The sequence below is a fragment of the Planctomycetia bacterium genome, assembly GCA_016795155.1.
In the GTDB taxonomy this organism is placed as follows: domain Bacteria; phylum Planctomycetota; class Planctomycetia; order Gemmatales; family HRBIN36; genus JAEUIE01.
Genome location: JAEUIE010000053.1, coordinates 209,111 through 235,780, shown reverse-complemented (window position 1 = coordinate 235,780; position 26,670 = coordinate 209,111). Strand labels below are relative to the sequence as shown.

16 protein-coding genes are annotated in these 26,670 nt (G+C 50.0%); 15 read left to right on the top strand and 1 reads right to left on the bottom strand.

The annotated features are described in order from the left end of the window. The 10 genes from JNJ77_18710 to JNJ77_18665 all read left to right on the top strand — a co-directional run. Positions 1 to 2,446, top strand: a 2,446-nt coding sequence (locus tag JNJ77_18710) for a DEAD/DEAH box helicase (GenBank protein MBL8824624.1), incomplete at its 5' end; no start/stop codon positions are given. Positions 2,447 to 2,448: 2 nt separating this feature from the next. Then, positions 2,449 to 6,429 carry an N-6 DNA methylase gene (locus JNJ77_18705; GenBank protein ID MBL8824623.1) on the top strand — a complete coding sequence of 1,327 codons (3,981 nt, stop codon included), beginning with the start codon at positions 2,449 to 2,451 and terminating at the stop codon, positions 6,427 to 6,429. Between the two features lie 173 nt (positions 6,430 to 6,602). Continuing rightward, the gene (locus JNJ77_18700; protein MBL8824622.1) at positions 6,603 to 7,994 is read left to right on the top strand and encodes a hypothetical protein; all 1,392 of its coding nucleotides are present in this window, start codon (positions 6,603 to 6,605) and stop codon (positions 7,992 to 7,994) included. Between the two features lie 241 nt (positions 7,995 to 8,235). Then, positions 8,236 to 11,604 carry a helicase gene (locus JNJ77_18695; protein ID MBL8824621.1) on the top strand — a complete coding sequence of 1,123 codons (3,369 nt, stop codon included), beginning with the start codon at positions 8,236 to 8,238 and terminating at the stop codon, positions 11,602 to 11,604. Then, a complete protein-coding gene (locus tag JNJ77_18690; GenBank protein MBL8824620.1) occupies positions 11,597 to 13,405 on the top strand; it encodes a DUF1998 domain-containing protein in 1,809 nt (602 codons plus the stop codon). The genes JNJ77_18695 and JNJ77_18690 overlap by 8 nt, the downstream gene beginning before the upstream one ends. Before the next feature lie 2 nt (positions 13,406 to 13,407). Further along, positions 13,408 to 14,202 (top strand): phospholipase, encoded by a 795-nt coding sequence (locus tag JNJ77_18685; GenBank protein ID MBL8824619.1) that lies wholly within the window; start codon positions 13,408 to 13,410, stop codon positions 14,200 to 14,202. Between the two features lie 396 nt (positions 14,203 to 14,598). Further along, positions 14,599 to 14,829, top strand: coding sequence for a molybdopterin converting factor (locus JNJ77_18680; GenBank protein MBL8824618.1), 231 nt, complete (start codon positions 14,599 to 14,601; stop codon positions 14,827 to 14,829). Between the two features lie 1,104 nt (positions 14,830 to 15,933). After that, entirely contained in the window at positions 15,934 to 16,635 is a 702-nt protein-coding gene (locus tag JNJ77_18675) for a hypothetical protein (GenBank protein ID MBL8824617.1), read from the top strand. After that, entirely contained in the window at positions 16,616 to 17,305 is a 690-nt protein-coding gene (locus JNJ77_18670) for a ThiF family adenylyltransferase (protein MBL8824616.1), read from the top strand. Before JNJ77_18675 ends, JNJ77_18670 begins: the two co-directional genes overlap by 20 nt. 88 nt (positions 17,306 to 17,393) lie before the next feature. Then, entirely contained in the window at positions 17,394 to 18,110 is a 717-nt protein-coding gene (locus JNJ77_18665; GenBank protein MBL8824615.1) for a hypothetical protein, read from the top strand. A 565-nt stretch (positions 18,111 to 18,675) separates the two neighbouring features. Here JNJ77_18665 and JNJ77_18660 read toward each other — a convergent pair. Next, positions 18,676 to 19,554 (bottom strand): hypothetical protein, encoded by an 879-nt coding sequence (locus JNJ77_18660; GenBank protein MBL8824614.1) that lies wholly within the window; start codon positions 19,552 to 19,554, stop codon positions 18,676 to 18,678. Between the two features lie 425 nt (positions 19,555 to 19,979). Between JNJ77_18660 and JNJ77_18655 the strand changes: the two genes are divergently transcribed. The 5 genes from JNJ77_18655 to JNJ77_18635 all read left to right on the top strand — a co-directional run bounded on the left by JNJ77_18655 (position 19,980) and on the right by JNJ77_18635 (position 26,567). Continuing rightward, positions 19,980 to 20,240: a DUF1580 domain-containing protein gene (locus JNJ77_18655; protein MBL8824613.1), complete on the top strand. Its 261-nt coding sequence runs from the start codon at positions 19,980 to 19,982 to the stop codon at positions 20,238 to 20,240. 84 nt (positions 20,241 to 20,324) lie between these two features. After that, positions 20,325 to 21,581, top strand: coding sequence for a hypothetical protein (locus JNJ77_18650; GenBank protein ID MBL8824612.1), 1,257 nt, complete (start codon positions 20,325 to 20,327; stop codon positions 21,579 to 21,581). Between the two features lie 356 nt (positions 21,582 to 21,937). Further along, positions 21,938 to 22,222, top strand: a complete 285-nt coding sequence (locus JNJ77_18645) for a DUF1580 domain-containing protein (protein ID MBL8824611.1) — start codon at positions 21,938 to 21,940, stop codon at positions 22,220 to 22,222. Positions 22,223 to 23,518: 1,296 nt separating this feature from the next. Then, positions 23,519 to 24,766 (top strand): hypothetical protein, encoded by a 1,248-nt coding sequence (locus tag JNJ77_18640; GenBank protein ID MBL8824610.1) that lies wholly within the window; start codon positions 23,519 to 23,521, stop codon positions 24,764 to 24,766. Positions 24,767 to 25,307: 541 nt separating this feature from the next. After that, positions 25,308 to 26,567 (top strand): hypothetical protein, encoded by a 1,260-nt coding sequence (locus JNJ77_18635; GenBank protein ID MBL8824609.1) that lies wholly within the window; start codon positions 25,308 to 25,310, stop codon positions 26,565 to 26,567. The last annotated feature ends 103 nt before the right edge of the window (positions 26,568 to 26,670 follow it).

Genomic DNA, 26,670 nt, shown 5'->3' with positions numbered 1-26,670 from the left:
GCAGATCACCAAAGCACTTCAGGACATCGCACCACGCTTCGAGCACCGACTCTTTCTTTCTGCTACACCGCATAACGGCCACTCGAACAGCTTCTCGGCACTCCTTGAGATACTTGATCCCCAGCGATTCTGCCGTGGTGTGCCGGTTGATCAAAAGCTTCGCAATGATGTGATGGTGCGACGATTGAAAGATGATCTTCGAGAGATCCAGGGTGGCTTCCCCAAACGTGATCCCATGCAGATCGATCTCGATAATCTTCCCGACAATACCCCAGAACTACGACTGGCAGCACTACTGGAAGAATATCGTCTGAGCCGACAAGAACGCCTAAAGAACGAAAGCAAACGCAAGCAGGCAACTGGTGGTTTGCTCATTACAGGATTGCAACAACGCTTGCTCTCGTCCATCGAAGCCTTTGCCCAAACGTTGAGAGTCCATCAGCGGACCGCTGAGAAGCTCTGGAAGGAAGAACTGGCAGCCGATGCTGAGAACAGTCAGCCTACCTTGTCGTTTGAACCGCCCGATAGCGACGAAGAACGTGGCACTCTGAGTGAAGATGAGCAAGCCCGTGAAGCAGATGCTCAGATGGTAGCTGCCACCCGATCCAGTGAATCTGCAACTCCTACCTCAAAGACCAGTAAACTGATCGCACGTGAGAAGGCTCTGCTTTCCGAGATGATGACATTGGCTGAATCCTCTCGCGGTAAGCCAGATGCCCGGGTGAAACACCTCCTCGAATGGATACGGGAGAAGATGTGCCCCAAGTTGGGCAAGCCCGGAGCCACCTGGACCGATATCCGCATCCTGATCTTCACCGAATACGACGACACTAAGCGTTATCTGTACCAACAACTGCAAAGTGCTATCGAAAACTCAGACCAGGCTGATCGACGGATCGAGATCTACCATGGCCCCACGCCACCGGAGAAAAGGGAGGAGATCAAGAAAGCCTTCAACACCCCACCCGATCAGCATCCGGTTCGCATTCTCATAGCCACCGATGCAGCCCGTGAAGGCCTGAATCTACAAGCTCACTGCTATAACCTGTTCCATTTCGATATCCCCTGGAACCCCAGTCGAATGGAGCAACGAAATGGCCGCATCGACCGTAAGCTCCAACCTCAACCAGTGGTCTACTGCCATTACTTCGTCTACAAGCAGCGACCCGAAGACCGCATCCTCGCCACAGTAGTTCGTAAGACCGAAACCATCCGCAAGGAACTGGGCAGCCTGGCCCAGGTCATCGACAGTCGGCTGACTCAACTCTTAAACAAAGGCATTCATCGAGATCAGGAAAAGCACCTTCTGAACGAGATCAACTCAGCAAAAGTAGACCCTGATCGTCAGAAGGTCGTCAATGATGAACTGGAGTGTGATCGAGCCAGGCAGCAGGAACTGCGCCAACAGATCGATAAGCTGAGGGAATTGGCAGACAAGTCCAAAGCAAGTACTGGCCTCAGTGAAACCAGTTTCCGTGCTACCATCAACTGTGCCCTGGAAATGATCGGTGCAAAGTCGATGGCTGCCACCGGTCAGCACGAACGTTTCATCTTCCCCGCTTTGGATCAGCGTTCTGGTGGTGATGCCTCCTGGGCCGATACTCTCGATTCTCTGAGAGTCCCCCGTGAACGTGATCAAACATTCTGGGAATGGCGTCGTACCGCTCCGATCCGCCCGGTCATCTTTGAAGATGCCGGCGTCCTGGATAATTCCGCAGTCCACCTGCACCTGGAACAACGAGTCGTCCAGCGCCTGCTCTCGCGGTTCATGGCCCAGGGGCTCGTCCATCACGACTTGTCCCGTGCCTGCCTGACCCAGGCGAATGACGCCATTCCCCGTATCGTACTGCTTGGTCGACTCTGCCTATACGGAAGCGGAGCAGCCCGGCTGCACGAGGAACTGCTCACCATCTCCGCACGTTGGACTGATCCGCAGATTCGCAAATCTCCCCCGACACCCTACGGGCGAGATGCAGAAACCAAAACCATCCAACTGCTGCAGGAATCGCTTGCCGAAAGGCTCCATAAAACGGTGCCAAAAGAGATTGCCAAACAGCTGCAAGCCTCTGCCCAGTTCGATGTCGCTGCTCTGCTACCTCACCTGGAAGCCCGTGGCAAAGAGCACGCCCAGGATGCGATTAAGAAACTCAAGGAACGAGGTGCCGCTGAAGCCAAAGCCATGAAGGCCATTCTGAACAATCAGCAAAAGCACATTGAGAAAACGGTCAAGGCTTACAAGAACCCTTCAGAGCTGTTGCTGGCGTTTCCTGAGAAGGACGAAGAGCTTCGTCAACTGCAAGCGAACCAGCGTTACTGGGAGAAGCGGCTGCTCAAGATTTTTGAGGAGCTTGAAACCGAGCCTCAGCGCATTAAAGACGTGTATGAAGTGCAGGCCACTCGCATCGAACCGGTGGGCCTGGTCTATCTCTGGCCGGTGACGGGGTAATCATGCCGCACGACCTCGAAACCCTGGCACACCTGGAATGGATTGGCTACGTCCAACCCGTGGGCCTGGTCGTTTCGGTGCCTGCGCTTTTGGGTGCCCAGGCCCAAGTCAATCGACAACCCAAAGAACTGCATGACCAGTTTCTCGCCTATTTCAAACGAGATAAGCACGAACAGATCATCCCAGTACTTCACGACTTCACACGCTTTGTGCAGGATGTTCTGGGCTGGTCAGCTCAAGACCTGTTGCCAGCACCGGAATCGTGCGAAGTCACTTTGCCCAACTTCAACGAAACCCTGCAGTCTACCTATGTCGTGCCTTATTTCAAACCCAAGGACCCTCTCAAGAAATGGATGATGTTCATCCAGGTATTGGACACTGATACCAGCATGGATGATCCGCCTGCCGAGGAAGATCACCACTGGCATGCATCCCCGTATGCCAAGTTTGAACGCCTGCTGCGAGAGGCCAGGATACCGCTAGGCCTGCTCTCCAACGGGCGATCCCTTCGGCTGATCTATGCTCCTTCGGGCGAGAACACGGGCTACCTCACCTTTCACCTTGCCGAGATGATCCCCGTTGCCGGACGATCGATCTTCGCGGCCATGCATCTGCTGCTCAGTTCCGAACGGCTATTCAGCCTGCCTGAGAAACAGCAGCTGCCGGCTATCCTGGAAGAAAGTCGCAAGTATCAGAGCGTTGTCTCGACTCAACTGGCTGAGCAACTGCTGGCTGCTCTCTTTGAACTCCTGCGCGGGTTCCAGGCTGCTGATGATCAACGCAAGGGTGAACTCCTCAAGGAAATCCTGGCTGACGATCCTCACCAGGTCTATGCCGGGCTGCTCACCGTGCTGATGCGGTTGGTCTTCATTCTCTATGCCGAAGATCGTGGCCTGCTTTCCAGCGACCCGGTATACAGCAACTTCTACTCGGTCACCGGCCTGTTTGCTCGCCTTCAGGCTGATGCAGGCCGTTACATTGATACCATGGACCAGCGGTACGGAGCCTGGGCACAGCTTCTCACTCTCTTTCGACTGATCTACGACGGTGGCAGCCATGGCAACCTGCATCTGCCCGCTCGCCAGGGTTACCTATTTGACCCAAGCCGATATCCATTTCTGGAAGGTCGGAAGGTTAAAGATGCCAGCTACGACACCAAGCTTCAACAGATTCCCCGTGTTTCTGATGGTTGCCTACTCAGAGTTCTTACCAACCTCCTCATTCTCGATGGTGAACGCCTCAGTTACCTGACACTAGGCGTCGAGCAGATTGGTGGCGTCTACGAGACCATAATGGGCTTCGAGCTTGAAGTGGCGAAAGGCCGGTCGATTGCCATCAAAGCACCCAAGGCTCACGGGGCACCAACCACGATCAATCTAGAGCTCCTGCTGATTAAATCGGGCGCTGACCGAGCCAAGTGGTTCACGGAGCAGACTGGCCAGAAACTGACCGGCCAGGCAGCAGAGGGCCTGAAGATTGCCAAGTCGATGGAAGACATGCTGGTGGCACTGGAGAAGAAGATCGCCAAGGAAGTGACACCCAATGTGGTGCCGGCCGGGGCCATGATCTTCCAGCCGAGCGAGGAACGGCGACGCAGTGGTTCGCATTACACGCCTCGTACTCTCACGGGCCCGATTGTGCAGAAGACGCTGGAGCCGATTCTGAAGCAATTAGGAGATAAGCCCAAGCCAGAGCAGATACTCGATCTCAAGGTGTGCGACCCTGCTATGGGGTCAGGAGCGTTCCTGGTTGAAGCGTGCAGGCAACTGAGTGAAGTGCTGGTGAAGGCCTGGGCGACTCATGGCAATATGCCAGTGATTCCACTCGATGAAACCCCTGAACTCTTCGCTCAGCGGCTCATTGCCCAGCGCTGTCTCTACGGCGTTGATAAGAACCCCATGGCGACCGATCTGGCGAAGCTCTCCCTATGGCTGGCGACGTTAGCCAAGGATCATCCGTTTACGTTTCTCGATCACGCCATGAAGTGTGGCGATTCGTTGGTGGGGCTAAACAAACAGCAGATCATCAACTTTCACTGGCTTCCAAGTGGCGCCGCTGCCGTGGCCCAGCGCGTCATTGAAGATCGGATTAAGGCTGTGCTCAAGGTTCGCCAGGACATCATCACCTCCCCAGATGAGTATCCGTTTCGATTGAAGGAGCAAAAGCTGAAGAAGGCCGAAGAAGATATGCAGTTGATACGCTTCGCCGGGAATCTCGCCATCGCCGCCTTCTTCGCTGGAAAGAACGATAAAGAACGTAAGCAGAAACGAGACGCATTTCTTCAACATTTTGATGAATCGTTGCGAACCGGTATTCGTCATGAAGAGATTCGACAGGCTGAAACGAGCTTAAGAAAATCGCAAGTCCTGCCCTTCCACTGGGAGATTGAGTTTCCGGAAGTGTTCACCTCCGAGAAAGGCGTGGCATCAGCCCGCCGGTTGCCCGGCTTCGATGCCATTGTTGGCAACCCACCGTTCGCTGGTAAAAACACCATCGCAGCGGGGCATCATCCCTATTTCCTCGACTGGCTGAAAACACTGCACGAGGAATCGCATGGCAACGCTGATCTGGTAGCCCACTTCTTCCGCCGGGCGTTCAACCTGCTGCGGACAGATGGCACGTTCGGCTTGATTGCGACCAACACCATTGCCCAGGGGGATACCCGCAGCACCGGGTTGCGCTGGATCTGCACTAACGGGGGAACGATCTACCACGCCCGCCGTCGTTACAAATGGCCCGGCCTGGCAGCGGTGGTGGTGAGCGTGGTGCATGTCGCAAAGGGCAAACACCATCGGCCGTATTTGCTTGATGAGAAGGAAGCTCCAATCATCACGGCGTACCTGTTCCATGCGGGTGGACACGATGATCCGGCAAGGCTGGAGGCCAACGCGGGTAAGAGTTTCATTGGAAGCTTCTTATTAGGAATGGGGTTTACATTTGATGATACTACTGATGATGATTCAGTTAACTCCATCGAGTTGATGAACAAATTGAAAGCCAAAAACAAGAAAAATGCCGAACGAATATTTCCATTTATCGGAGGTGAGGAGATCAACAACGAGCCATCGCAATCACCACATCGTTATGTGATCAATTTCGAAGAGCTCGATGAAGATGAGGCAAGGAAGTGGCCTGATCTATTCAAGATTGTCGAGGCGAAAGTTAAACCGCAAAGGATGAGCCAGAATGATGCACATGGGAAAAATAGGTGGTGGAACTTTATGCGTGTTCGTAATGAACTGTACAAGAACATTTCAGGTTCAAAGCACACTCTAGCAATAAATTGCGGTGCTACACCACATCTTGCGATTGCATTTGTCCGATTGCCAGTAGTTTTTTCACATACTGCAGCCGTGTTTGCACTAGATGAGCACTCGTCCTTTTGCTCCATCCAATCACGTCCCCATGAAATCTGGGCCCGTTTCCTTGGGTCTTCCATGAAAGACGACCTTCGCTATACCCCCTCCGACTGCTTTGAAACCTTCCCCTTTCCACCGCACTTTGAAACCGATGCCACTCTCGAAGCGGTGGGAAAGGAGTACTACGAGTTCCGAGCAGCGCTCATGGTGAAGAACAACGAAGGGCTGACCAAGACCTACAACCGCTTTCACGATCCGAATGAGCCGAGCGAGGAGATAAAGAAGCTCCGCGAACTCCATGCCGCCATGGACCGTGCCGTACTCGATGCCTACGGCTGGAAGGACTTGCAACCCACCTGCGAGTTCCTGCTCGACTACGAAGAGGACGACGACGACGAACCTGGAGTTCCCACCACCCGCAAGAAAAAGAAACCCTGGCGCTACCGCTGGCCCGACGACTTCCGCGACGAAGTCCTAGCCCGCCTCCTGGAACTCAACAAACAACGAGCCGAAGAAGAACGCCTGAGCGGCGAAGCAGCAGAAGCCCAGGCGAAACCGAAGGGGAAGCGAGGAGCAAAGGGTAAAAAGGCCAAGGATGATCAGCAGCCTGGATTGTTCAAGTAGGCATACTTATGAACTTTTCCGTGATGGTGTTTGGTGGTTACGATCAGAATAAAACTCTTCGTTGTCGGATGGTGGCGGAATAGTACTAAAGACCTCATGATTCGGCTACGTTGATTGTTGTGACACATCCATGACACAATACAATGTACGTGTTAACAATGCAGGATTACCACATGAGCGATACACGGCAATTTCAGACTTATGTACGCAAAAAAAAGGATAGCGATGCTTTTACATCGCTAATGAGGTTGGCTTGCAAGTCAGGATGGAAGACGCTCACCGTTACTTTTACTGATGCCTTCAATGCTCTATCGGAAGACTATCAAATGAAGAGGCAGGACAAACAACCTCTTCGTGATCCAAGCGATCCGCAAGAACCTGAGGATGAGAATTACCACGGTTATGTGATCCATGCTAATAGTCCACGAACCTCGATAGCGAGTTACTTGTCGAACACTGTGACAGTCAAATCCATCACCATTAAGTGCCAAGACACACAGAATCCGAGTAATTCCCAACGGAATCAATTCTCGTTGGGTCGAGAAGGAAAGATCAAAACCGAGGACACGATACCCCCCGGCTACTTTGACATCCTCACAGTGACACTACTTACCAGTGGTTATGATGCTGATAAGGCACTTAAGCTAACCGCTCAAGCTCGTGAAGAATTTGAATTTGTTGATACACAGAGTTATCTTGGTTACCTCAGTGAAGGTGACCAATCGTTTGCCATTAAGCGGGATGACTACTTGGCACGCCAAGAGGGGTTGATCGACAAGATGCAGGAGCAAGTCTCGATTGCCACCACAAAGGTCACGGAATCGATGCTCCAACACACAGCAAAGCTTGACGCAATCTACGAAGAGAAACACGCTAAACTCGAAACGGATAAAGCGAAATGGGAAGAGAAGGTTGCACAGGACAAAGAAGAGCTTGCCAAGTTGAAGTCTGCCATCGCTGAGATGGCGAATCGTGATCTGAGAATCAAGACAGGTGATGACTTCAAAAAAGAACTCAAGAACCTCGCAACAACGTTTGACATCAGTTGGACGACTCGAAAGAAATCATGGTGGATACTTGGTGGATTCGCACTACTGATTGGAGTTTTTCTTTATGGTGCATACGCCTTTGTTATCAAGGATCAATCATCAACATTAAACTCAGGAAAGTTTGACTGGGTCATAGTAGTGCGTGAATTGTTCTTGGTGTTTGGTTTTGCTACTGCAACATCAACATTCATTCTCTGGAGCATTGGGAACTACAACAGCTTCGCGAAGAGGGAACTTAAGTTCCAGCAAATGGGTGTGGATATAGTGCGAGCATCATGGCTAGTCGAACTTGCGTTGGAATGGAAGAAATCGGTGGGTGAGCATATTCCAAATGTCCTAACAGAAAGATTTAGTCGTGAATTGTTTACAGACACAGAGGCCAAGGAAGAAGATCATAAGAGCATCGACCTACTCAAAGCCACTGAACTCAAAGTCAGCAATGAAGGATTTGAAGCATCCTTCAACAAGAAAGACTTGAAGAAAGCCACTGAAGAGAAGGACAAGGAGAAATCCTAAACCTCAGTTTACAGTCGCTTTCGAAAAAGCTTGGAGTACACTTGGCAAACGGCCTGGCCCAAGAATGCTGGGGCATCCTGCAAATCAGTTTGCCAGCATAGATTCAGTAGGCCCAGTGTATGCGGCTATTGTCGGTGCTGGACAAGCCGCCGATTACGAATAGGCCCGCCGTTCTGCATTTGCAGATATGCAGGAGCTGATCAGGTTGCTGAAAGCCATGTAAAGACAGGAGAGAAATATCGTGACGTCAGTCGAAGTGCGATCAGAATTAGTTGATGCTCTGAAACTGGATTTTGTCGGACCAGAGAATGGAACGAGGCTGGAAACAGAGATCCTGCCTCAGATGCCATCACGCTGGTACTTGACGGGTTTCCTATCACCCATTGATGCAGCAGAAGAAGATCGAAGCGATCCAACCGAAGAAGAAGGCTTCGACATGCCCAGCGATCGTCAGGGTACGGACGATGCTACGATCCCAGAATCTGTTGCAGCCCGCAAAGCCTACTTTCCTTCTTCAATTGGCATGAGCCTGCTAGTCTCCTCTGATACGAAAGAACTGTCGGTCACAGTGCGATGGGGAGACTATCAGTTACTGAAAGGCGATTCCGGCCACTGGCAACGTACACCTCGTGAGCAACCGGTGACCATCCAGCTGCCTCATGATGCCAAGGAAATACCCGAGGTGGAAGTACCAAGTAGCCAGGGGCTGAAGCTAGCCATATCTGTGCGACCGATTGTCATCGAGAAAGTGGAGGGAGGGTTGCCCAAAGGCACACGATCGCTCTCAGTATTCCTGGTGAATCGTCGCAAACTGAAACCAGATTCAGTGCGTGATGAAGCCTATGCTTTCCAGGCTGAGATCGAAGTAAAGATCAAAGAGGGTATCGTCTCAAGACCGGACCTGCGCAGTTTGCAAAGTACGGACTGGGATGATCGGCTGGCTGATCTGCAGTACCGGGATGATGGTGATTATGCAGTTGGGCATAACGTCGCAGCCCAGGCAATACTGACTGATGGCCAATGCTATCAGGTGAGAACATGTTGGATGCCATTGGCCGAAGTCGAACGCGTGGCGCCAGCGGACATCAAAGGTGTGGAACTTTCAATGGATGCTCTGGCGACAGTGCCAGATAGCAAAACGGCGAAAGCATGCTTGGAGCCACTGGCGACTCAGTACGAAGCGTGGATCGCAGATCAGAAGAAGCAGGTTGCGGGACTGTCGAAACACCGCAAAGAAATCGCAGATGAACTGTTCCAGCGCATTGGGACAGCGTTAAAACGCATCCGCGACGGCATCGAGCTGTTAAACGATCAAGCTTGCCTGGAAGCTTTTCGCCTTTCCAACAAAGCGATGGCTAAAGCTGCTAGGCAACGTCAGGGAGTGATGCTTAAGAAAGACCCTGGCACAGTGAATCCTCGCTGGAGGCCATTTCAGTTAGCATTCCTGCTCATGAACTTGAAAGGACTAGCAGAACCAGGGCATACCGACCGTGGCGTAGTGGATTTGCTTTTCTTCCCGACTGGTGGTGGCAAGACTGAAGCCTATCTGGGGCTAGCTGCTTTTGCCTTGGTCCATCGGCGATTGAAAAACCCTGGGACTAGCTCTGCCGGCTTGGCAGTATTGATGCGTTATACATTGCGATTACTGACACTCGATCAACTTGGGCGAGCGGCAACGTTGATCTGTGCTCTGGAACTCGAACGGCAGCAAGATGTACAGAAGCTGGGCGACTGGCCTTTTGAGATTGGGTTGTGGGTAGGAAAAGGAGCCACGCCAAACGTGATGGGCAAAAAAGGGGACAACAATCCTGATTCAGCCCGTGCGAAAACCATTGCCTACAAGAACAACGAACGAAAGGGCTCGCCAATACCCTTGGAGGAATGCCCCTGGTGTGGCACGAAGTTTACCGTTAACTCATTCCAGCTGGTACCGAATCCAGATCATCCAATAGATTTGAGGGTTGTCTGCAGTGGCAATCGGGAGTGTGCGTTCAGTCGGGATAACGCATTGCCTCTCCTGACAGTGGATGAGCCTATTTATCGACGATTGCCTTGTTTCATGATTGCCACCGTGGACAAGTTTGCCGGCATCCCCTGGGTGGGGCAAATCGGTGCGTTTTTTGGGAAAGTTGATCGTCATGACCAGCATGGTTTCTATGGGCCCTGTGACCCTGGAGTTGGACTGCCCTTGCCCCAGGGCCAGTTGAACCCTCCTGACCTTATTATTCAGGATGAATTACACCTGATCTCAGGACCGTTAGGCACGATGGTCGGCCTCTATGAATGTGCGTTGGATGAACTCAGCAGTCGAATGATTAATGGTAAAAAAGTACGTCCCAAGATCATAGCTTCGACAGCCACCGTCAGACGGGCAGAAAAGCAAATCCGAGCACTTTACAACCACAAGATGGTGGATATTTTTCCGCCCCCTGGTCCCGATCGCCGGGATTCGTTCTTTGCTGAAACCCTTCCTTCCTCCAAGAGTAATGCTCGCCAATACCTGGGAATAGCGGCTCAAGGGAGAAGCCCAAAGGTCGTCATGTTACGCACCTACCTAGCGTTGCTCGCTGCTGGGGAGAAAGCCTATGAGAGGTATGGAAAAAAGGATGATACCAATCCAGCCGATCCCTACATGACATTGTTGGGTTACTTCAACAGCTTGCGTGAACTGGGTGGTGCTCGGCGGGTAATTGAAGACGAAGTGAGCAGTAGTTTGCAAGGCTATGGGAAGAGAAAACGTGTTAACGAAGAAGAAGGCAGCTTTTCCAACAGACGGATTGCGTACGAAGTGGTTGAATTGACCAGCCGGGAAAGCACGAACCGAGTTGCCGAAGCAAAAGCACGGCTCAATGAATCGTTTGCCAGCAATAATCATGTGGATGTAGCGATAGCCACCAACATGATCTCAGTCGGGTTGGATATCGTTCGTTTGGGGCTGATGGTGGTCACTGGCCAACCCAAAACCAGTGCCGAATATATCCAGGCGACCAGTCGTGTTGGTCGTGATTTTCAGCGGCCTGGTTTAGTAGTGACGATGCTCAACGTGCATAAGCCACGTGATCGCTCGCATTATGAACGGTTTTACTATTATCACCAGACTTTCTACCGTAGCGTTGAGCCAACCAGTGTCACTCCTTTTTCGCCTCGTGCATTGGACAGAGGGTTGGCGGCAGCATTGGTAGGTCTGGCACGGCATGGAAACGCGCAACTGACGCATCCAAAAGGTGCCAGCCAGATACTAGTTCAACTGTCAAAGCTCGATCCAATAATTGCATACCTGGTTAATCGTGTTTCGCATCAAGATCCAAAGGAAACTGAAAGACTACAGCAGGTCGTACGCGACAGAGCAAAAAAACTGCTCGACGACTGGAATGCCATTGCACACGACTATCAGCAGGTTGGTGCCCAGTTGCAGTACAATCCTTATGAAACGGGAGGCGCTAAACAGCTATTGTACGATTTCCTTGATCAAGAGCTAAAGAAGCTGCCACTGCGGCACAAGAAGTTTCGTGCAAATCGCTCTCTCCGCGATGTAGAGCCCAGCGTCAATCTGTGGCTTAAGACACTCGATGGGTATGCCATTGAAAATGAGGAGGGGTCCCATGAGTAGGCAAAAAAGCAAGAAGCCAAATGGGCAGTTAAGGCAAAGCCAGATTGTAACCACGTTTGGCCCTGGTTCGATGCTGGATTTGCCGAATCAGTCAGTACTCGTTGCAGGCCTTGAACATTGGGCAGGAATGGGTGACGAAGTGGTGGAACCACGCTTAGCTGAGAAGATCTGCGAAGCGTTAGATGTGCCCGCTATCAAGCTGTATCGTCCACCTGCAGATCAGCAGGATTTGAATGCCCCACCCACAGGAATTGGTGCATGGCAATTCCCTGAGTGGTTTGTCGCTCAGCCTCCCGAAAAGGATAGTGATGCCAACCCTCGATCACGCATGTTGGTTCACCGCAAATCCCTGACGAAGGGAAAGTTCATCGATCAGGATAATAAAAAGAGATCAGTGGTGCCCATTCGATTTGTTAGAGCATGTCGCAAAGGACATGTGACTGACATTAACTGGTTCGACTTTGTACATCAGGGCAAGAGTGATTGTAAACGTCAATTGTGGATCGAAGAACGTGGAACCAGCGGCGATCTTTCCGAGATCTGGATTCGCTGCGATTGCTCGGCTCAAAGAAGTATGTTTGATGCTTCGGAAATGCGTTTCCAGGCTTTGGGCCTATGCGAAGGTCGAAAACTTTGGCTCGGGCCAACGGAAAGAGAAGTTTGTGGCGAGCCCTATCGTTTGCTGATTAGAAATGCAAGTCACGCATACTTTCCAGAATCCCTAAGTGTCATTTCTCTCCCCGATCGCGACGAAAAAATCAAAGCCGCTGTTGATACGGTATGGGATATGATCGAAGTTGTACAAGATGTGACTGAACTGCAGTATGAACGTCGCAAGCAGAAGGTGAAGGTAGCATTAACTGATTTCAGTGATGTCGAAATCATGAACGAGATTCAGTCCCGTCGTAACGATTTTCTGAAAGAGTCAAAGAGTGTGAAGCAGGCTGAGCTAGAGACATTGATTGCAGCAAAAGAAGAAATTGGCAACGACATTCTCGACGGAACCTTCTTTGCACGTTCACTGCCTGAATCGATTTGGAAGAAGCCCTGGATGGAAAAGGTTCAGAGAATCGTTTTGGTGCACCGTTTGCGTGAAGTGGTGGCACAGGTCGGGTTTTCCAGGTTTGAGCCAACAACACCTGATATCAATGGTGATTTGAGCATGGTGACTTCCCGGGCCCTCATTGCGCGCGAATTAAGCTGGTTACCTTGTCTCGAGAATCGAGGCGAAGGGATCTTCATACAGTTCAAGAAAATCGATGTGGAAGAGTGGCTGAAAAAGAAATCAGTTCAGAAACGTGGAAAGGAGCTGGAGGAAGGCTTCAATTGCTGGAAGAATGAACATTACCATAGCAAGAAAGTCTACCCCGGATCAGCGTTTATCTTATTCCATTCATTTGCTCACCTTCTCATTACGACTCTATCGCTGGAGTGTGGCTATCCAGCAAGCTCGATCCGCGAACGAGTTTACACCATTCCTAGTGTTGGCTATGGCATTTTACTCTATACCTCAACCACCGATGCGGAAGGAACGCTTGGAGGGTTAGTTGAAACCGGGCGTCAAATTGATGTTCACTTTAGGAAAGCATTGGAGCTTGGCGAACTTTGTTCAAATGATCCAGTTTGCTCTGAACATCATCCAGACAACAAGCATGAACATCGATTCCTTCATGGAGCAGCTTGTCATGGCTGTCTGCTCATCGCAGAAACATCATGTGAGCAAAGGAACGACTATTTAGATCGCTCATTAGTAGTTCCTACGCTGGAGAATCGAAGTGCAGAGTTTTTTACGGTGAGATAACGATGAACGTCATTCCATCGAACGCTTCACTAGATGAAATACAAGATGTCATCAATGCACTTCAGTCTCAGCGAATAACGCTTCCAATAAACTCTTGGGGCATGTCTAAATTATTTGATGGATGTCACAAGAGTGGTTGGCACTCATTCTTGAATGAACTAGCAGCATTGGGATTTACTTCGCCACAGGTGATATCGCTACTTGAAATGGTCAAAGCAGAACGGTTTAGAAGATGCGATATCGAAGAACTTGTCGATCTGGTGACTACGGGTCCAGACACAGTAGGTATAAACTCAAGAGACACAAGCGTAGTGGTGCGCGACCTCTTTACCAACGCAACTCAAGCAGTAATGGTTGTTGGGTATGCAGTTTACCAAGGGCAACAGGTCTTTCAAACACTAGCAGATCGGATGCATTTACTTCCAAGCCTTCAAGTGCGTCTATTCCTTGATGCACGCGGAGGGAACGATCTTGAAGGAAATCCCGATTCAATCCTAAAGCACTTTGCTCTGAACTTTCGTACAAACCAATGGCCTCAAGGAAGACCACTGCCAGAAGTCTACTACGATCCTCGGTCGCTAGATGACTACTCTACCGCACGATCATCACTTCACGCTAAATGCATAGTTGTCGATCATCATAAGCTATTTGTGTCTTCAGCGAATTTCACAGTTGCTGCCCAAAAGAGGAATATCGAAGTTGGACTGCTCGTAAAATCCGAGCCAATTGCCAGAAGATTGGAAAGACATTTTGAAACGCTGTGTGATAGCAACCATTTGAGAAGAGTTTCCTTTTGATTCTCTGCACTCAATGTCAACTTACTCCCCAACCAAATAGCATCTGAACTCTGCACTCGCAGTGAAATTTCCATGAAGACATTACAACTTCTATGCTCGGATCACGCACTTAAAATGTCACGATTGACTATGAGACGCTAGGAAACACAATCAGCACCTCCCTGTAGCAATGTTTGTCATTCTTCCCGAGCTTAAACAAGTCGTTTTTTCAGTCATCATTCCCTGAAGGATTAGCCCTCAGGCTAATCCTTTTTCAAGTGTCGTTGTGCGTTATTCGCGCGATCCCATTTCCCTGGCATTTCAGGAGCTTGCCATGTCCTTCACTCGAGGGCCACCGTCAAGGCTGCGCTTTGTATCCAACGTTTTGCAATTCCCAACACTCTCTTGGAGCATCTCATGAAGGTCTATTTTGTGAACAACGACGGCGGCGGATTTGCGGATACGATTGAGATCCCTGATGGTCAGACTGTCCAGCAGTTCTTTCAAGAACGTATGCCGAATCGTAAGGCCCAGGACTATCTCATTCGAGTCAATCGCTTGCCAGTCAGTGCCGACCAGGTCCTGCAAGAGCAGGATCGAATCTCCATCTCCCCCACGAAGATCCACGGCGCCAGTCTGGCTGCCTAACCGTTCAGCTTCCAACACCTTGGCCTGCAGAGATCACTTGCAGGCCATTTTCGTTTCTACACACTTTCACTCGGAGCTCAGTCATGACCCATCACGAAAGGTTGCGAGTTGCCCTACAGTTACAGAAGTACTGGCAACTCGGTCAAGAACGCCAGCTTCAATCGGTGGTACCCATCAGCACAGTAATTGCTACGTACCTGAAACGACTGCGTCATTCTGAAGATCTCTTAAGTCTGGCTCGATCGCGTGGACTACAACTGATTGAGCCGTCACTTGAGGAGAAAACTCAGTTCCACGCCAGAAGCCTTCGCATCACGTTGCAAGACCAAGAGTCATCTAACCATACTGTTCGTCGATCCTTTGCACTGCGAGACTTTTATCAGGACTTGGTGCAACTTGAACAAGAGTTTGCTGACGTCCGAGTCAGCTGGGAGGAATCGCAACTCATTGTTGAAACCGAGCCTATTATCCTGGGTGATGTGGAGTTGGGGCATTTCAGCTTACGGCTGGACTGGAAGCAATGGGCTCAGGACCCAATCCTGGCTTGCTTGAAGGTTGTAGCTGAAGAGCCCAACACGGCTGAAATGAGCGATGAGATTTCCCATCCTCATGTACGTGAAGGTGAACTCTGTGCAGGAGATGCTCTCAGTGCCTTACACAAGGCTTTCGAGGAGGGACGCTTGGCGGAAGGCTTTCTAATCGTCCATGCGGTCCTAACCAATTACAACGCCAAGAGTGCTTATGTACGCTTGGAGGAATGGCTGGGCATACCTTGCTATGACTGTGGCGATGTAACCAATCCAGACGACCGCAGCTATTGTGCCGGCTGCGATCACGACTACTGTCAAAACTGCATCTCGAGTTGCTCCAGCTGTAGTGACAGCCGTTGCTTGAGCTGCCTGGGAGAATGTTCAGTCTGCAACGAGCGTTGCTGCGGTACCTGCTCTGAGACATCGTCCATTTCGGATCAAGAGATCTGCCGAAGCTGCCGGGAGATTTGTCCTGGTTGCCAAGATACTGTTGGCCCGAGCAATCTCCATGTTGAGACTGGCCTCTGTCCCGATTGTCATGTGGAAATCCCTGAACCCTCTGAGGAGACTATTCATGAAGCTGCAGAGACGGCAGCGTCCTAAACGACGAAGCCTGATCTTTTCCCCGCTAGCCTGGCTTAAACTCCAGTACCTGTGTCATGTAGGCCCCACCGAAGTTGGGGCCTTTGCTATTTCTGCACCAGAGCATCCGCTCTACGTCACCGATATGGTGACAGTGCAACAAGAAACCACGATGGCCAGCGTGAACTTCGACGACAAGGCGGTCGCCGATTACTTCGACCACTGTGTGGATCAAGGAATGAAGCCGGCCCAATTCGCGAGACTTTGGGTTCATACACACCCTGGTGCTTCCGCCTTACCTAGTGGTACCGATGAAGAGACGTTTCGGCGTGTCTTTGGCAGTACCGACTGGGCCGTCATGGCCATCCTGAGCCGCGAAGGGCATAGCTATGCTCGGCTGCAGGTTAACAATGGGCCTGGTGCTCGCTGTCGCCTGCGCTGGCGTGTCGACTGGGAATCCTGGCCCCAGGAGCTGTCAGAGAACTCTCTTGCAGACCATCGTGATGCTTGGCACCAGGAGTACGAGCAGAACGTTTTGCCGCAAGTGCTTCCGAACTACTTACGACCGAGATCTTTCAAACGACCAGAACTCATCACCGACACAAGCCAGCTGCAGGAGCTGGATGATTGGTATGGTGATGAATCCTTCTGGGCTTCTTTAGGAGAAACCATCCATGAACACCCCGTTCCCTGATCGAGATATCCGGCAGCGTGGTTTGATTCCTGCTGACAAGCTGTCCAGTATTCACGCGTTGGTCATTGGAGTGGGAGCAATTGGCCGACAGGTCGCACTCCAGCTTGCCAGTATTGGAGTCAGTCGCATGACGCTCTATGACCATGACTACGTGGCAGTCGAGAACCTAGCCGTACAAGGTTATTGGCCGGCAGATCTTGGACAGCCAAAAGTCCATGCCACCGCCAAGGTCTGTCAGCAGATTCTCCCTGGCATGGAGATCACCACCGTGTCAGAGCGCTTTCGACGAAGTGAGGCGCAAATGCACGATGCAGAAACTAAGCTGGTAGTGTTTGCTTGCGTCGACAGCATAAGCACTCGCAAGATGCTTTGGGACTCGCTGTATAGTCAGGTAGCACTCTTCGTTGATGGACGCATGTATGCAGAAATCATCCGTGTGCTGGCCATCGATGATCGGATGGAACCAAGTCTATATCTTGCCACACTCTTTCCGGAGCAGGAAGCTCATACTGGTTCTTGTACATACCGTAGCACCATCTATTCAGCCTCGGTTGCTGCTGGACTGATGGTAGCTCAATTTACACGATGGTTACGTCGTATACCAGTCGTGCTTGATCAAACCTTAAACCTCCTGAGCTGCGAACTTGTCGCTCCAGGAGAAACCAACTAACGACTCACTCACCTGAGTTTTGACACATCAAGCCCCTGCCTGATCCAGCCGATCATGCAGGGTTTTCTTTTTGCATAGGAGGACCGAAGTGCTCACAAAAGGGAACAAGAAGTTGGGAAAGCGGCTGATCTGGGGCTTTACGCTGCCATCTGGAACCGATGCAGTTTGCCCTGGGCGGACGGCTATTTGTTCTCGCCATTGCTACTCCAAACGATTGGAGATGCTCAGACCCAAAGTGCACAAGGCGTATCAGCGTAACTTGCTTCTGACACAACGGAAAGATTTCACGAAGAGAGTTTATCACTTTCTTCGCGCTAATCGGATTCGAGTTGTCCGTATTCATTGCGGGGGCGACTTCGGATCGGCTGAGTATGCCCATAAATGGCTCCGCATCATTCAACGATCGCCTCGCGTTCGATTTTTCTACTATTCGCGATCATGGCGAGATCCGTCGATACGCTTAGTCTTGGAGCAAATGGCAGGCCTACAGAACTGTTCGTCTTGGTTTTCCTGTGATGCAGAAACAGGGCTGCCTGCAGATGTACCCCCTAGGATTCGGCTCGCCTGGCTCCAGGTTGATGCTAACGATATCCCACCAGCTACAGTACATCTGGTCTTCAGGGATTATCGGCTGCGGAAACAGCGAATTGTGAACTCCAACGGAGCTCACGTCTGCCCAGAGCAAGATGGGATCGTCAGGACACAACGGATTACCTGCGATACATGCCAGTGGTGTTTCTCTTCAAACAAGATTGGCCATCGGGTTCAACATCGGCTTGCCTTGCCTTTAGTTTCTGAAGCGTGAGAACATGCCAGTTCTCTCCGGCGGCGCCGCCGGACGATTTGAATTTGGTTTGTTAATCGTGGGTTATCCAGCATTTCAAACTGGTTTGTAGTCGTTAATCACTCCTTCCACTCAACACCTGTTCGTGTTTGTGAAGTCGTATTCACGAACTCGATTGATCGTTTCACTCATTTACATCCAAGGAGGAAACAATGCCAGCACGGCAAAAACTCAACGGCGTCTCGCTTTATATCATCTTGGCACTCGGAGCGATTGCAGGCTTGGTCACAACCTCAGCTACAGTCTTTTGGGTCACATCTGGAATTCTGCTAGCTATTGCAGTACACACTGGGGCATTCCGGGCTGAAGGGAGGAAAAAACACTAGCGAAGCACACATCGCCACCCCGTTCTTTTGAACGGGGTGGTTTTGGGAGGCAGCTGTAGAGGCTGCCTCGTGTTGTGTGTTTTTTTTAGCGCTTACTAGAGCTAGATCTCGTAGTTAAGGTTAGAAACAGACAATAGTGCTCCCGATTGGCGCTTGTACGAATTAGCTTAGTTTGGTCATAAGTAGAAAAAGCGGTAGTCTCAATTGTTGGGAATCAAGCTTGTGAGGCGGTCCTTGAGTATCGCTAGTTGTTGATCTAAGTCCTGCTGTTCTTGGGCCTGGTGAGGGTATGGATTTCTAATTTGGTCCACGAGCCGCTTTGTCGCCTTCTTTGCGATGGACCGTACTTTCTTACTTGGCTTCTGTGCAATGGATTTTTGTTGAGCACTGTTCACAAGTCGAAGTCTGCTCACCATTTGACACAGCTGAGTATGCTTGATCATCGCATTCGATAAACGTTGCTGCGCAATACTATGAAGTTTCTCCAAGTGCTGCAGCAACACGTAGTTATTGCCCTGCTTATGTCTGGCCTCAATTACGAAAAGATCAGCAATGTAGGTCTCCATGTTCATGAGAGCCAAGCGTTCAGCCGATGCCATTTCTAACGAGCTACCGCCGCCGGCCCATTCCAGCAACCATGCTTTAACCTTTCGCTTTAGTGCTTCCTTAGTTAACAAATTACTGCCAGCAGTTTTGTCCAAGGAATGTTCAAGCACAATGTTGAACAAATCACTGTAGTGTTTCCACAACTCAGGATTATCATCGAAACGCTTGTCCAGTTCCTTGAGGCAGGTCATATCGCCTTTCCGGGCCCTGGTGATTAATTCATCGCTTGCAAGGATATCTGCATCATTGTCGTGAGCCGTTTGTTCTTTTGTTTGCATCGAAGTATGTTCCTGTTTCTTGCGCAGCCGCCGCCAAGAACGTCCATGTGGATGATAACCAGCACGAAGGAAAAACCGAGAGGTGATTTCCCCAAGGCATTTATCCAATAATTTGTGCTGCTCTTCAAGCCGAGAAAAATACAAGCGATAACTCGCTATCCGCTGCTTTTGTGCAAGGAGTTCCTGCCGACGCATTTCATCCTCCATCGCCATCAAGAGGGCCCTTACGCCTGAGCCGCAATATTCACGTGTAACGCGGCCGTTCACACGCCTGCTGCGTGTGTAATACTGGCCTCTGCCTCTGCGGGTCTCCCACGACATAGAAAAAACTCGTCCGTTTTGTGTTACAGGTTAGTTGAATTTCGCTTTTAGCATTTCTTGGCGGACTTCTAAAGAGCGATGTAGAAACCCTAGGATTACTGTAACTATGGATTCGATTCTTTTCCTCGGCGGCATCATAACGCTGTGCGTCTTACGTCACGCAATCCCTAGCAATCCTTCTCATCTCTTCTTACAGCGAAGTGTGGCATGCTAGACTTGCAGGTTCGCTATTGAATTGCCTCAAACTCTGACATACCATCCTTCTCAGAAAGCCGTTGTAAGTTACAGGAGGGTCTTAGATGATAAAACTGAATACAGAATCACCCATCCCTATCCGGCAAGCCTCCCTCGCATTGCCAGGCAAACCTCATCTGTCCACACTGTACAGGTGGATAAGGTCTGGTTGTGGTGGTGTGTATCTGGAGACACTATTGGTGGGCGGGCGACGTTTCACGACGCAGGAGGCATTACAGCGATTCGTAAATAAGCTCACGAATTTATCCATCGCCAACTATCGCGAGCCTGAACTTAGTGATGAAGATTTGAGGCGATCAAGCTAATTGGATCTGGTTCACGTAGCGTTGCAAACTTGATTATCGTGATTAGCAAACTCCACAAGCGGGTACCTCGACATTGGTTATCACATGAGTGTTTCAGAAACTTCAAAGAAGCCGAACAGCAATTCATTCTCACCTCAGTATGCATTGTTCTTGTATGGAAGAATCCAAGTACAGTCCCCACTTTGGACGATTCAGCTTAAGGACTATCCCGATTCCAATTTGAAAGAGCAGTATCAATACGCATTGAATCAACTACGGAGGTTGGCAATAGTTAGTTCACGTTGGAAATTATTTCGTGCAAAGACTGAATTAAAAATAGAGACTTGGAGACGCGAATTGAAAATGAGTTGGTATGATGTGAAGAATATTTGCATCAAGCATAATCTTGCGGTTACTTCAGCTGAATCCATATCGAAAAGACAGATCGACTTGTTCCATAAGAACCTTTATGAGGAGTTGTCACCAGTACTACAAAGGATGGTTGAATTGCAAGACATGTATGTGGCTGGATTGGACCGAATTGACTTTCTTGGAGGTGCTCAGCACAGATCTTGGTATCAACTCGGTGCAGCCTTAAGTTCCATCGATATTCAAATGCAAGGCTGGAGAGTGCCTTGGGAAGTGAATGAAGGCTACAAGGCTACACCACCGACATCGCTGTCATTGGAAGGTCTAGTGAACGCTTTAGGAAAGTTGCCGAAGTCTGATCAGAATCGAATACGGACCGTTTCGAGTTTTCTAGACCTATATGACAAAGCAACATCCCAATCACAGCATGAACAAAAGCGTCAGCGACCAAGGCCTACGTCATTCGTCAGTTTGGCACCAAGCGCGAAGAGCTGGCCATGTGATATGCGTCCTCAAGTCTTGTTAGCACAATCGATGCTAACAAAAGAGAAAGGGCGAACTCACGAAATGCTCGAGGAAATAATCCAACGTAATTGGAGTTTACCAGATGCAATCCCTGATCTGAGGTTCACTCTTGATCAGCTGGAAAAGCATATCACCAGCCATCTAGAACGTCGAAAGTGGACGAAGAAAGACATCATCTTTATGAAGCCATTCTACAATCCAGACACTGGCATCATAACCTTCGCAGGCAGAGAGCTCTATCGTTTTACAAAACTCCGTTCGCAAGAAGCGCTTTTACTTGAAAAGTTTCAGAAACTAAACTGGGTAGCATCAATTGATAATCCGATAAAGGACGATATCATTGGTGACTTCGATCAAGGCAGTACTTATCAGTGCATACATGATATCAATAAGCGTATTAAACCTGTTAAACTGAAAGTATACGACACTACATCGAAGATTAGTTGGGATATATCCCCATCGAGATGACAGCTTTGCCATGTTGCAGCAGTGGTTTACGATCATTGAGTTTCCTTTTTCAAATGTACCTTCTTCAGTCTGAGTCAATTGTTGCAGATTAGACTCGAGTCTGTGTTCTCAGTATTCCTTGAATATGCATGCTCACAAACCGTCCAGCTTGCTGTTTCTGTAACACCGGTCTGCATGCTTTGATCGACGTGTTGGCGTCGATGCGATGTAACTCCATTTCTCGTGCAGCTGCCTGGCGATCCAGTCAGTCGGGTCAGTGTGCAATAATTTCTATTTCACAGTTTTCTCCCCATGAAATGAATCGCTGAAGTTGTCATGATTTGTCTTTACTTGATGACTTATACAAGGAGACGTTCATGATCGATACCAGCCGTGAATCAATGCTAACGCTAAATGCGGCAGCCCAGACTGTACCAGGCAAACCGCATGTGGGTACCCTCGCTAGGTGGATTCGATATGGAATCCGAGGCGTGCGATTGGAATCGGCGCTCATTGGCGGCCGTCGATTTGTATCAACTGAAGCGATCGCACGCTTCGTTGCTCATCTTAGCAACGGCGCAGTTATCAGCGATCAGACTGTGCCGACGGCCAGGAAGAATCAAATGGTCGATAGGCAAGTCGACGAACTGGGCATCAGGTAGCTTTTCAGTCAGCCTAATTCCTTAATCAAATATCTCCATTTCTGCTAGGAGGATACATGTCTGCATTACCTGAGGTTTCGCCACATGGCGAAATCAATATGCCACCGGTTGCGATTAACAGATGTCCCAGAACGGAATCGATTGTTTGCTGGAAGAATCGCTTGCCTCCACTCCAGATCATGATGGTTCATGCCGAGCTTACACATGTGCGCAAAGCCCTAAGTGGCTCTTCCAGCCATCGCAACCCATTAGTGAACAATCGCTCGCGTAATCAGCGAATTGCCGACCTTGCCATGACTGCCATTGGAAGAGATGCCAATCCGATCGAAAGATTGCCATGGGCGCATCATCTTCTGACTTACCAAAGCAGTGACAGCCGCGTCGCCATCCTTGTTGACAGGAATGAGCACGCCAGGATATTGAAGAAAGCATTTCTACCAGGCTGGCCCATCAGATCATATGCAGATGTTGGTAAGTATGGCCCACATAGCATCGTGATCCCCCCTTACTCCCTGAAGAGTATAACCCCTGCCAGCATTTACCTCTGGGCTCGCGGGGGAGTGGAGACATTTGGATTCGTGTGGGAGAACCTTATCAAGGATGCTGGGATGCCAACACCAGCTCTCTTGATTGATCTTTTCGATGAAGGACCCTTATGGGCAGAACACACGTCCATGATGCGTCTCAACCAATACCAACGCTTAGGCTATCCGACATTTGAGGTTTCTTACCACCAGTCTCGTGAAACACGCCGTCCTCTGTGTTGGCAGTGTCGACATAGGAATGGGGAACAGAAATGAGACGGGATGGAGATGGCGGTGAGGGTTCAAACCTGCCAACTTCTAATGTCAGCCAGCGATATTGGCAATGAATCTGTCCAATTCTTGGGATAGAACAAAGTCCTTTTGTGACAACAAGATCGGAGGAATGCATGAGATTGATAAGTCTTGTGATCTATTGGGAAGCCGCGATGAATAATGGCTCCATTTCTAACGCCTTAACGGGCGGCGGCGCCGCCGCTGCCGGTGCCCGGGAAAAACCTTACCGCCCCGTAGTCATGTCGACGAGGGATAACAGGAGTTTTGTCAAACTCACCAATCTCCTTGAGACAAGCGATCGGAGACGTACATGACATCGTCCGCCCGGCATTCCTGCTCGATCAGCTATTTGCACAGCCATTACATTTTGGTCACAGGCTGTGCGTTCGTTATTGACCTGGTTACTCGTGCTACCACTTTCTCAATCAAATACGTTACCTCTGATGAAAACGGTCAATGGTGTTCCGAACAGAGGCAGGTGACCATTGCAGAGCGAATATCCGACCATGACTTAAAAACATGTGAGGGCTTCTTGCCACGGATCAAAAGGCTCCTCGCTGAAGAAGGAATCACCCTGGACTTTGCTAATCATCGTAGAATTGCTGCCACCAACATTGCTGATCGAGCTGAAGTTCAACGCCTATCCATTCTGCAAGAGCATAGCGTTCAGGTATTCAGACGAAACCGGCTGGTTCGCCTCAGCGTGAGATCGGAAAGTGAGACTCTGGATAGCCTCGACCTGATCTGCCAATTGTTTCCTCACGCCGAGATCGTTGTATTAGCCAAGACAAAGCGACAAAGCAAAAAGGTTAGTGAACATCTCATAAAGAAGTTTGGACAGCCCGTACGTCGTGGTGGTGACGTGAATAGTGATAGCGGCGCCAGAATCACCGTCGGACCACCGACGAAAAAGACACTAAGCCTGATTTCCATGCCCATGATCTTGGTGGTGCTGGATGTCGATGATTTGCTCAATAAGCGTGGGGAAGAGCTATTTCACAGTCTAATGGATCACTGTACGTTGGACCGTCTCATTGGCTTCCAGTCTGATATCAAACAACGGCCATATCCAGAAATGTACCGTGAGGCCATTTTCGGTCCGAAGCGATACCGGACTGCTCGATGGCTACGGCAAGTAATGGTGGCTTTCGCGCTGGCACCACGGCAGGACAAATTACACCATACTAATGCTTTGGAAAGGAAAGGCAGACGAATCTGGTCTTCAGGCGTCAGGAATGACCGGGTTGCGTCTTTGGCTTCTGCCATAGCTCAAGGCCAAATCTGGAAGCTAGAGCGTTATGGCATTTACCCCGAGGTAATCCAATACCTCAGTCGGCCTTTCAAAAGGGTAATTATCCTGGTGGAGAACCTAGTTCATGCCCAGGAACTGCAGTGTCGACTGCCAGGATGGGGTATTCTGGCCAAAGGAGTCTCAAGCCCTGTACTGCCAAGCCAGAATGACAACATTGTCACCATTTCCTATGCCGCCCACCATGGCCTAAATGCTGACATCATCATCCAGGCTGTCGGTGGTGTGGATTCCGTGCCGAGGCCCTGGCTAAAGGCAGCCAGGGAGACCAGAGCAGAGAGCCCCATTGTTGTTATTGATCTTTTTGACCAAATCCCTGTTGAACTGGAGCGTCAGACGCAAGAGCGAAAGCTTCACCACCATAAGCAGGGCTATCACGTGTTTGATCCACTATCAGCATCACATGATGTTGATTAATGAAAAGGATGTTTTCATGGTACTACAGCAACGCTGCCGAGGCCCACCCAAGTTAACAGGGATCAAAGACTTGCGAACAAGTCTTGTCAGGGTCACCTGATCCCCGACCCACCTATCACAGGCAGGTTAGGCTTGTGAAATGGATCACCCGCTTTTACATCAGAGAAATCTGATTTCAGAAGCCGGACCATTGAACTCTGAGCAACTGCTTGACCAGAGACCAGACAACAGATAGAGGCCATAAATTCCCGTGTCGAGGGGATTAGCTATCGAGGGTCTGGACTATAGATCTCTATATAGCATTGTTCGGCGCTCCGCACCGAGAGCCTTTCGCAAATCTTTGCTATTTCACGAGTTATGGATTGTCATTACAGGGGTCTTTGGACCCCTGTTTCTTCTGGAGATAACAATGTCTTATTCGTTTGCCCTTCGACATAGGCTTGCCCGATGTCGTCAGACATCTCGTGCTTCACACAAGTCACGCCAGGGTAGCTTTGAAGAATACATCACCAAATACAATGAGGATGTCAGACGAGCTCTGATGCACTCTTCACAGACCCGTGCCCAGCTTGTTGCAGACCTCCACAACCGAATTGCAGACTATCAAACCCTTCGAGTTGCCTGGTGGAGGCTATCAACTTTCGGTGGCTACAGCCCCGGTCCCAACAACATCACTTTCGAGGATATTCAGGAACCCAACCTCAGTAACCTACTGCGTGAACTATCCGTTACTATTCGTGAAGGTCGCTATACCCCAGTCCCAGGTAGGCGAGTTCGAATCAGCAAAGGGCAAGGGCGTGGGTTTCGAACACTGGAGGTACCAAACGTCGAAAACCGACTGGCCGCGAAAGCTATTCAACTGAAGATTCAACCACATCTGGAGAACGTGTTCTTACGGTGCTCATATGGTTTCCGTCCAGGTCTGAGCCGTGAAGATGCCTTGTGTCAAGCTCTCAACATTACACAACACGAGCAAAGAACGATCTGGGTGGCGGAAGACATCCAAAAAGCCTTTCCTTCGGTCCCCCGAGATCGATTGCTCGGTGTGGTTAGGTGCTACCTACCCAATCCGAAACTTGTTGACTTGATCGGACGGTGCCTATGGACAGACGGTAATACGCACGGATTGCCACAGGGAGGACCGTTGTCACCCCTATTGTTGAATTTGTATCTACATCATCATTTAGACAAGCATTGGGCAGAACGGTTTCCTCATATTGTTTTGATCCGCTATGCGGATGACATTCTTTTCCTCTGTAGGAATCAACAGGAAGCGGATGAAGCCTATGCATTCTTAGTAGAACGGTTGTCTGGTACCAACATGCGGCTGAAGAACGGCCCAGAACTAGCCAAGATGAATTTACGTGTGCTCTCTCATTTGGATTGGCTGGGCTACCAGATTCACTTTCAACCGCAATCGCCACGACAGTTTTGTGTTGGCTTTACCTCGGCAGCGTGGGAGCACCTGGAGACACATCTGCGACTTTGTCACAACCAGCCCTTTGCCCCGCTGCGAGCAGCCCGGATTATCGAAGGATGGATTGATCAAGCTGGCCCCTACTTTCTCGATCAAGAAATGGCGATCTATGCATACAACAAGATCCGTACTACTGCTGATGCTGTGGGCTTTCAGGAAATCCCCACGCAAGCAGAGTTGTTAAATCGATGGAGGAATGCGCATAATCGCTGGATGCAAAAGACAGGCCATTGCGCCAGTGTTGAGCCTGTATTGTCTAGCCAAGAGGGTTGGCAAACTGATTTATTTCGTGATGAAACGGAAGTGGGTTCTTGGGTTACCTAACCTCAGTACTGTCACATGGCAGAAGACATTCGCGTTAATTGCGTCGAGACATATCAGTATCGAAATCTTCTATTTCACAGTTTTCTCCCCATGAAAAGAATCA

Excerpts from the sequence above, each read along its gene's own strand:
- JNJ77_18680 (MBL8824618.1), top strand. The coding sequence starts at position 14,599 with ATGAAGGTCTATTTTGTGAACAACGACGGCGGCGGATTTGCGGATACG.
- JNJ77_18660 (MBL8824614.1), bottom strand. The coding sequence starts at position 19,554 with ATGCGTCGGCAGGAACTCCTTGCACAAAAGCAGCGGATAGCGAGTTAT.
- JNJ77_18645 (MBL8824611.1), top strand. The coding sequence starts at position 21,938 with ATGATCGATACCAGCCGTGAATCAATGCTAACGCTAAATGCGGCAGCC.
- JNJ77_18690 (MBL8824620.1), top strand. The coding sequence starts at position 11,597 with ATGAGTAGGCAAAAAAGCAAGAAGCCAAATGGGCAGTTAAGGCAAAGC.
- JNJ77_18635 (MBL8824609.1), top strand. The coding sequence starts at position 25,308 with ATGCACTCTTCACAGACCCGTGCCCAGCTTGTTGCAGACCTCCACAAC.
- JNJ77_18670 (MBL8824616.1), top strand. The coding sequence starts at position 16,616 with ATGAACACCCCGTTCCCTGATCGAGATATCCGGCAGCGTGGTTTGATT.
- JNJ77_18675 (MBL8824617.1), top strand. The coding sequence starts at position 15,934 with ATGAAGCTGCAGAGACGGCAGCGTCCTAAACGACGAAGCCTGATCTTT.
- JNJ77_18705 (MBL8824623.1), top strand. The coding sequence starts at position 2,449 with ATGCCGCACGACCTCGAAACCCTGGCACACCTGGAATGGATTGGCTAC.
- JNJ77_18685 (MBL8824619.1), top strand. The coding sequence starts at position 13,408 with ATGAACGTCATTCCATCGAACGCTTCACTAGATGAAATACAAGATGTC.
- JNJ77_18650 (MBL8824612.1), top strand. The coding sequence starts at position 20,325 with ATGAGTGTTTCAGAAACTTCAAAGAAGCCGAACAGCAATTCATTCTCA.
- JNJ77_18700 (MBL8824622.1), top strand. The coding sequence starts at position 6,603 with ATGAGCGATACACGGCAATTTCAGACTTATGTACGCAAAAAAAAGGAT.
- JNJ77_18655 (MBL8824613.1), top strand. The coding sequence starts at position 19,980 with ATGATAAAACTGAATACAGAATCACCCATCCCTATCCGGCAAGCCTCC.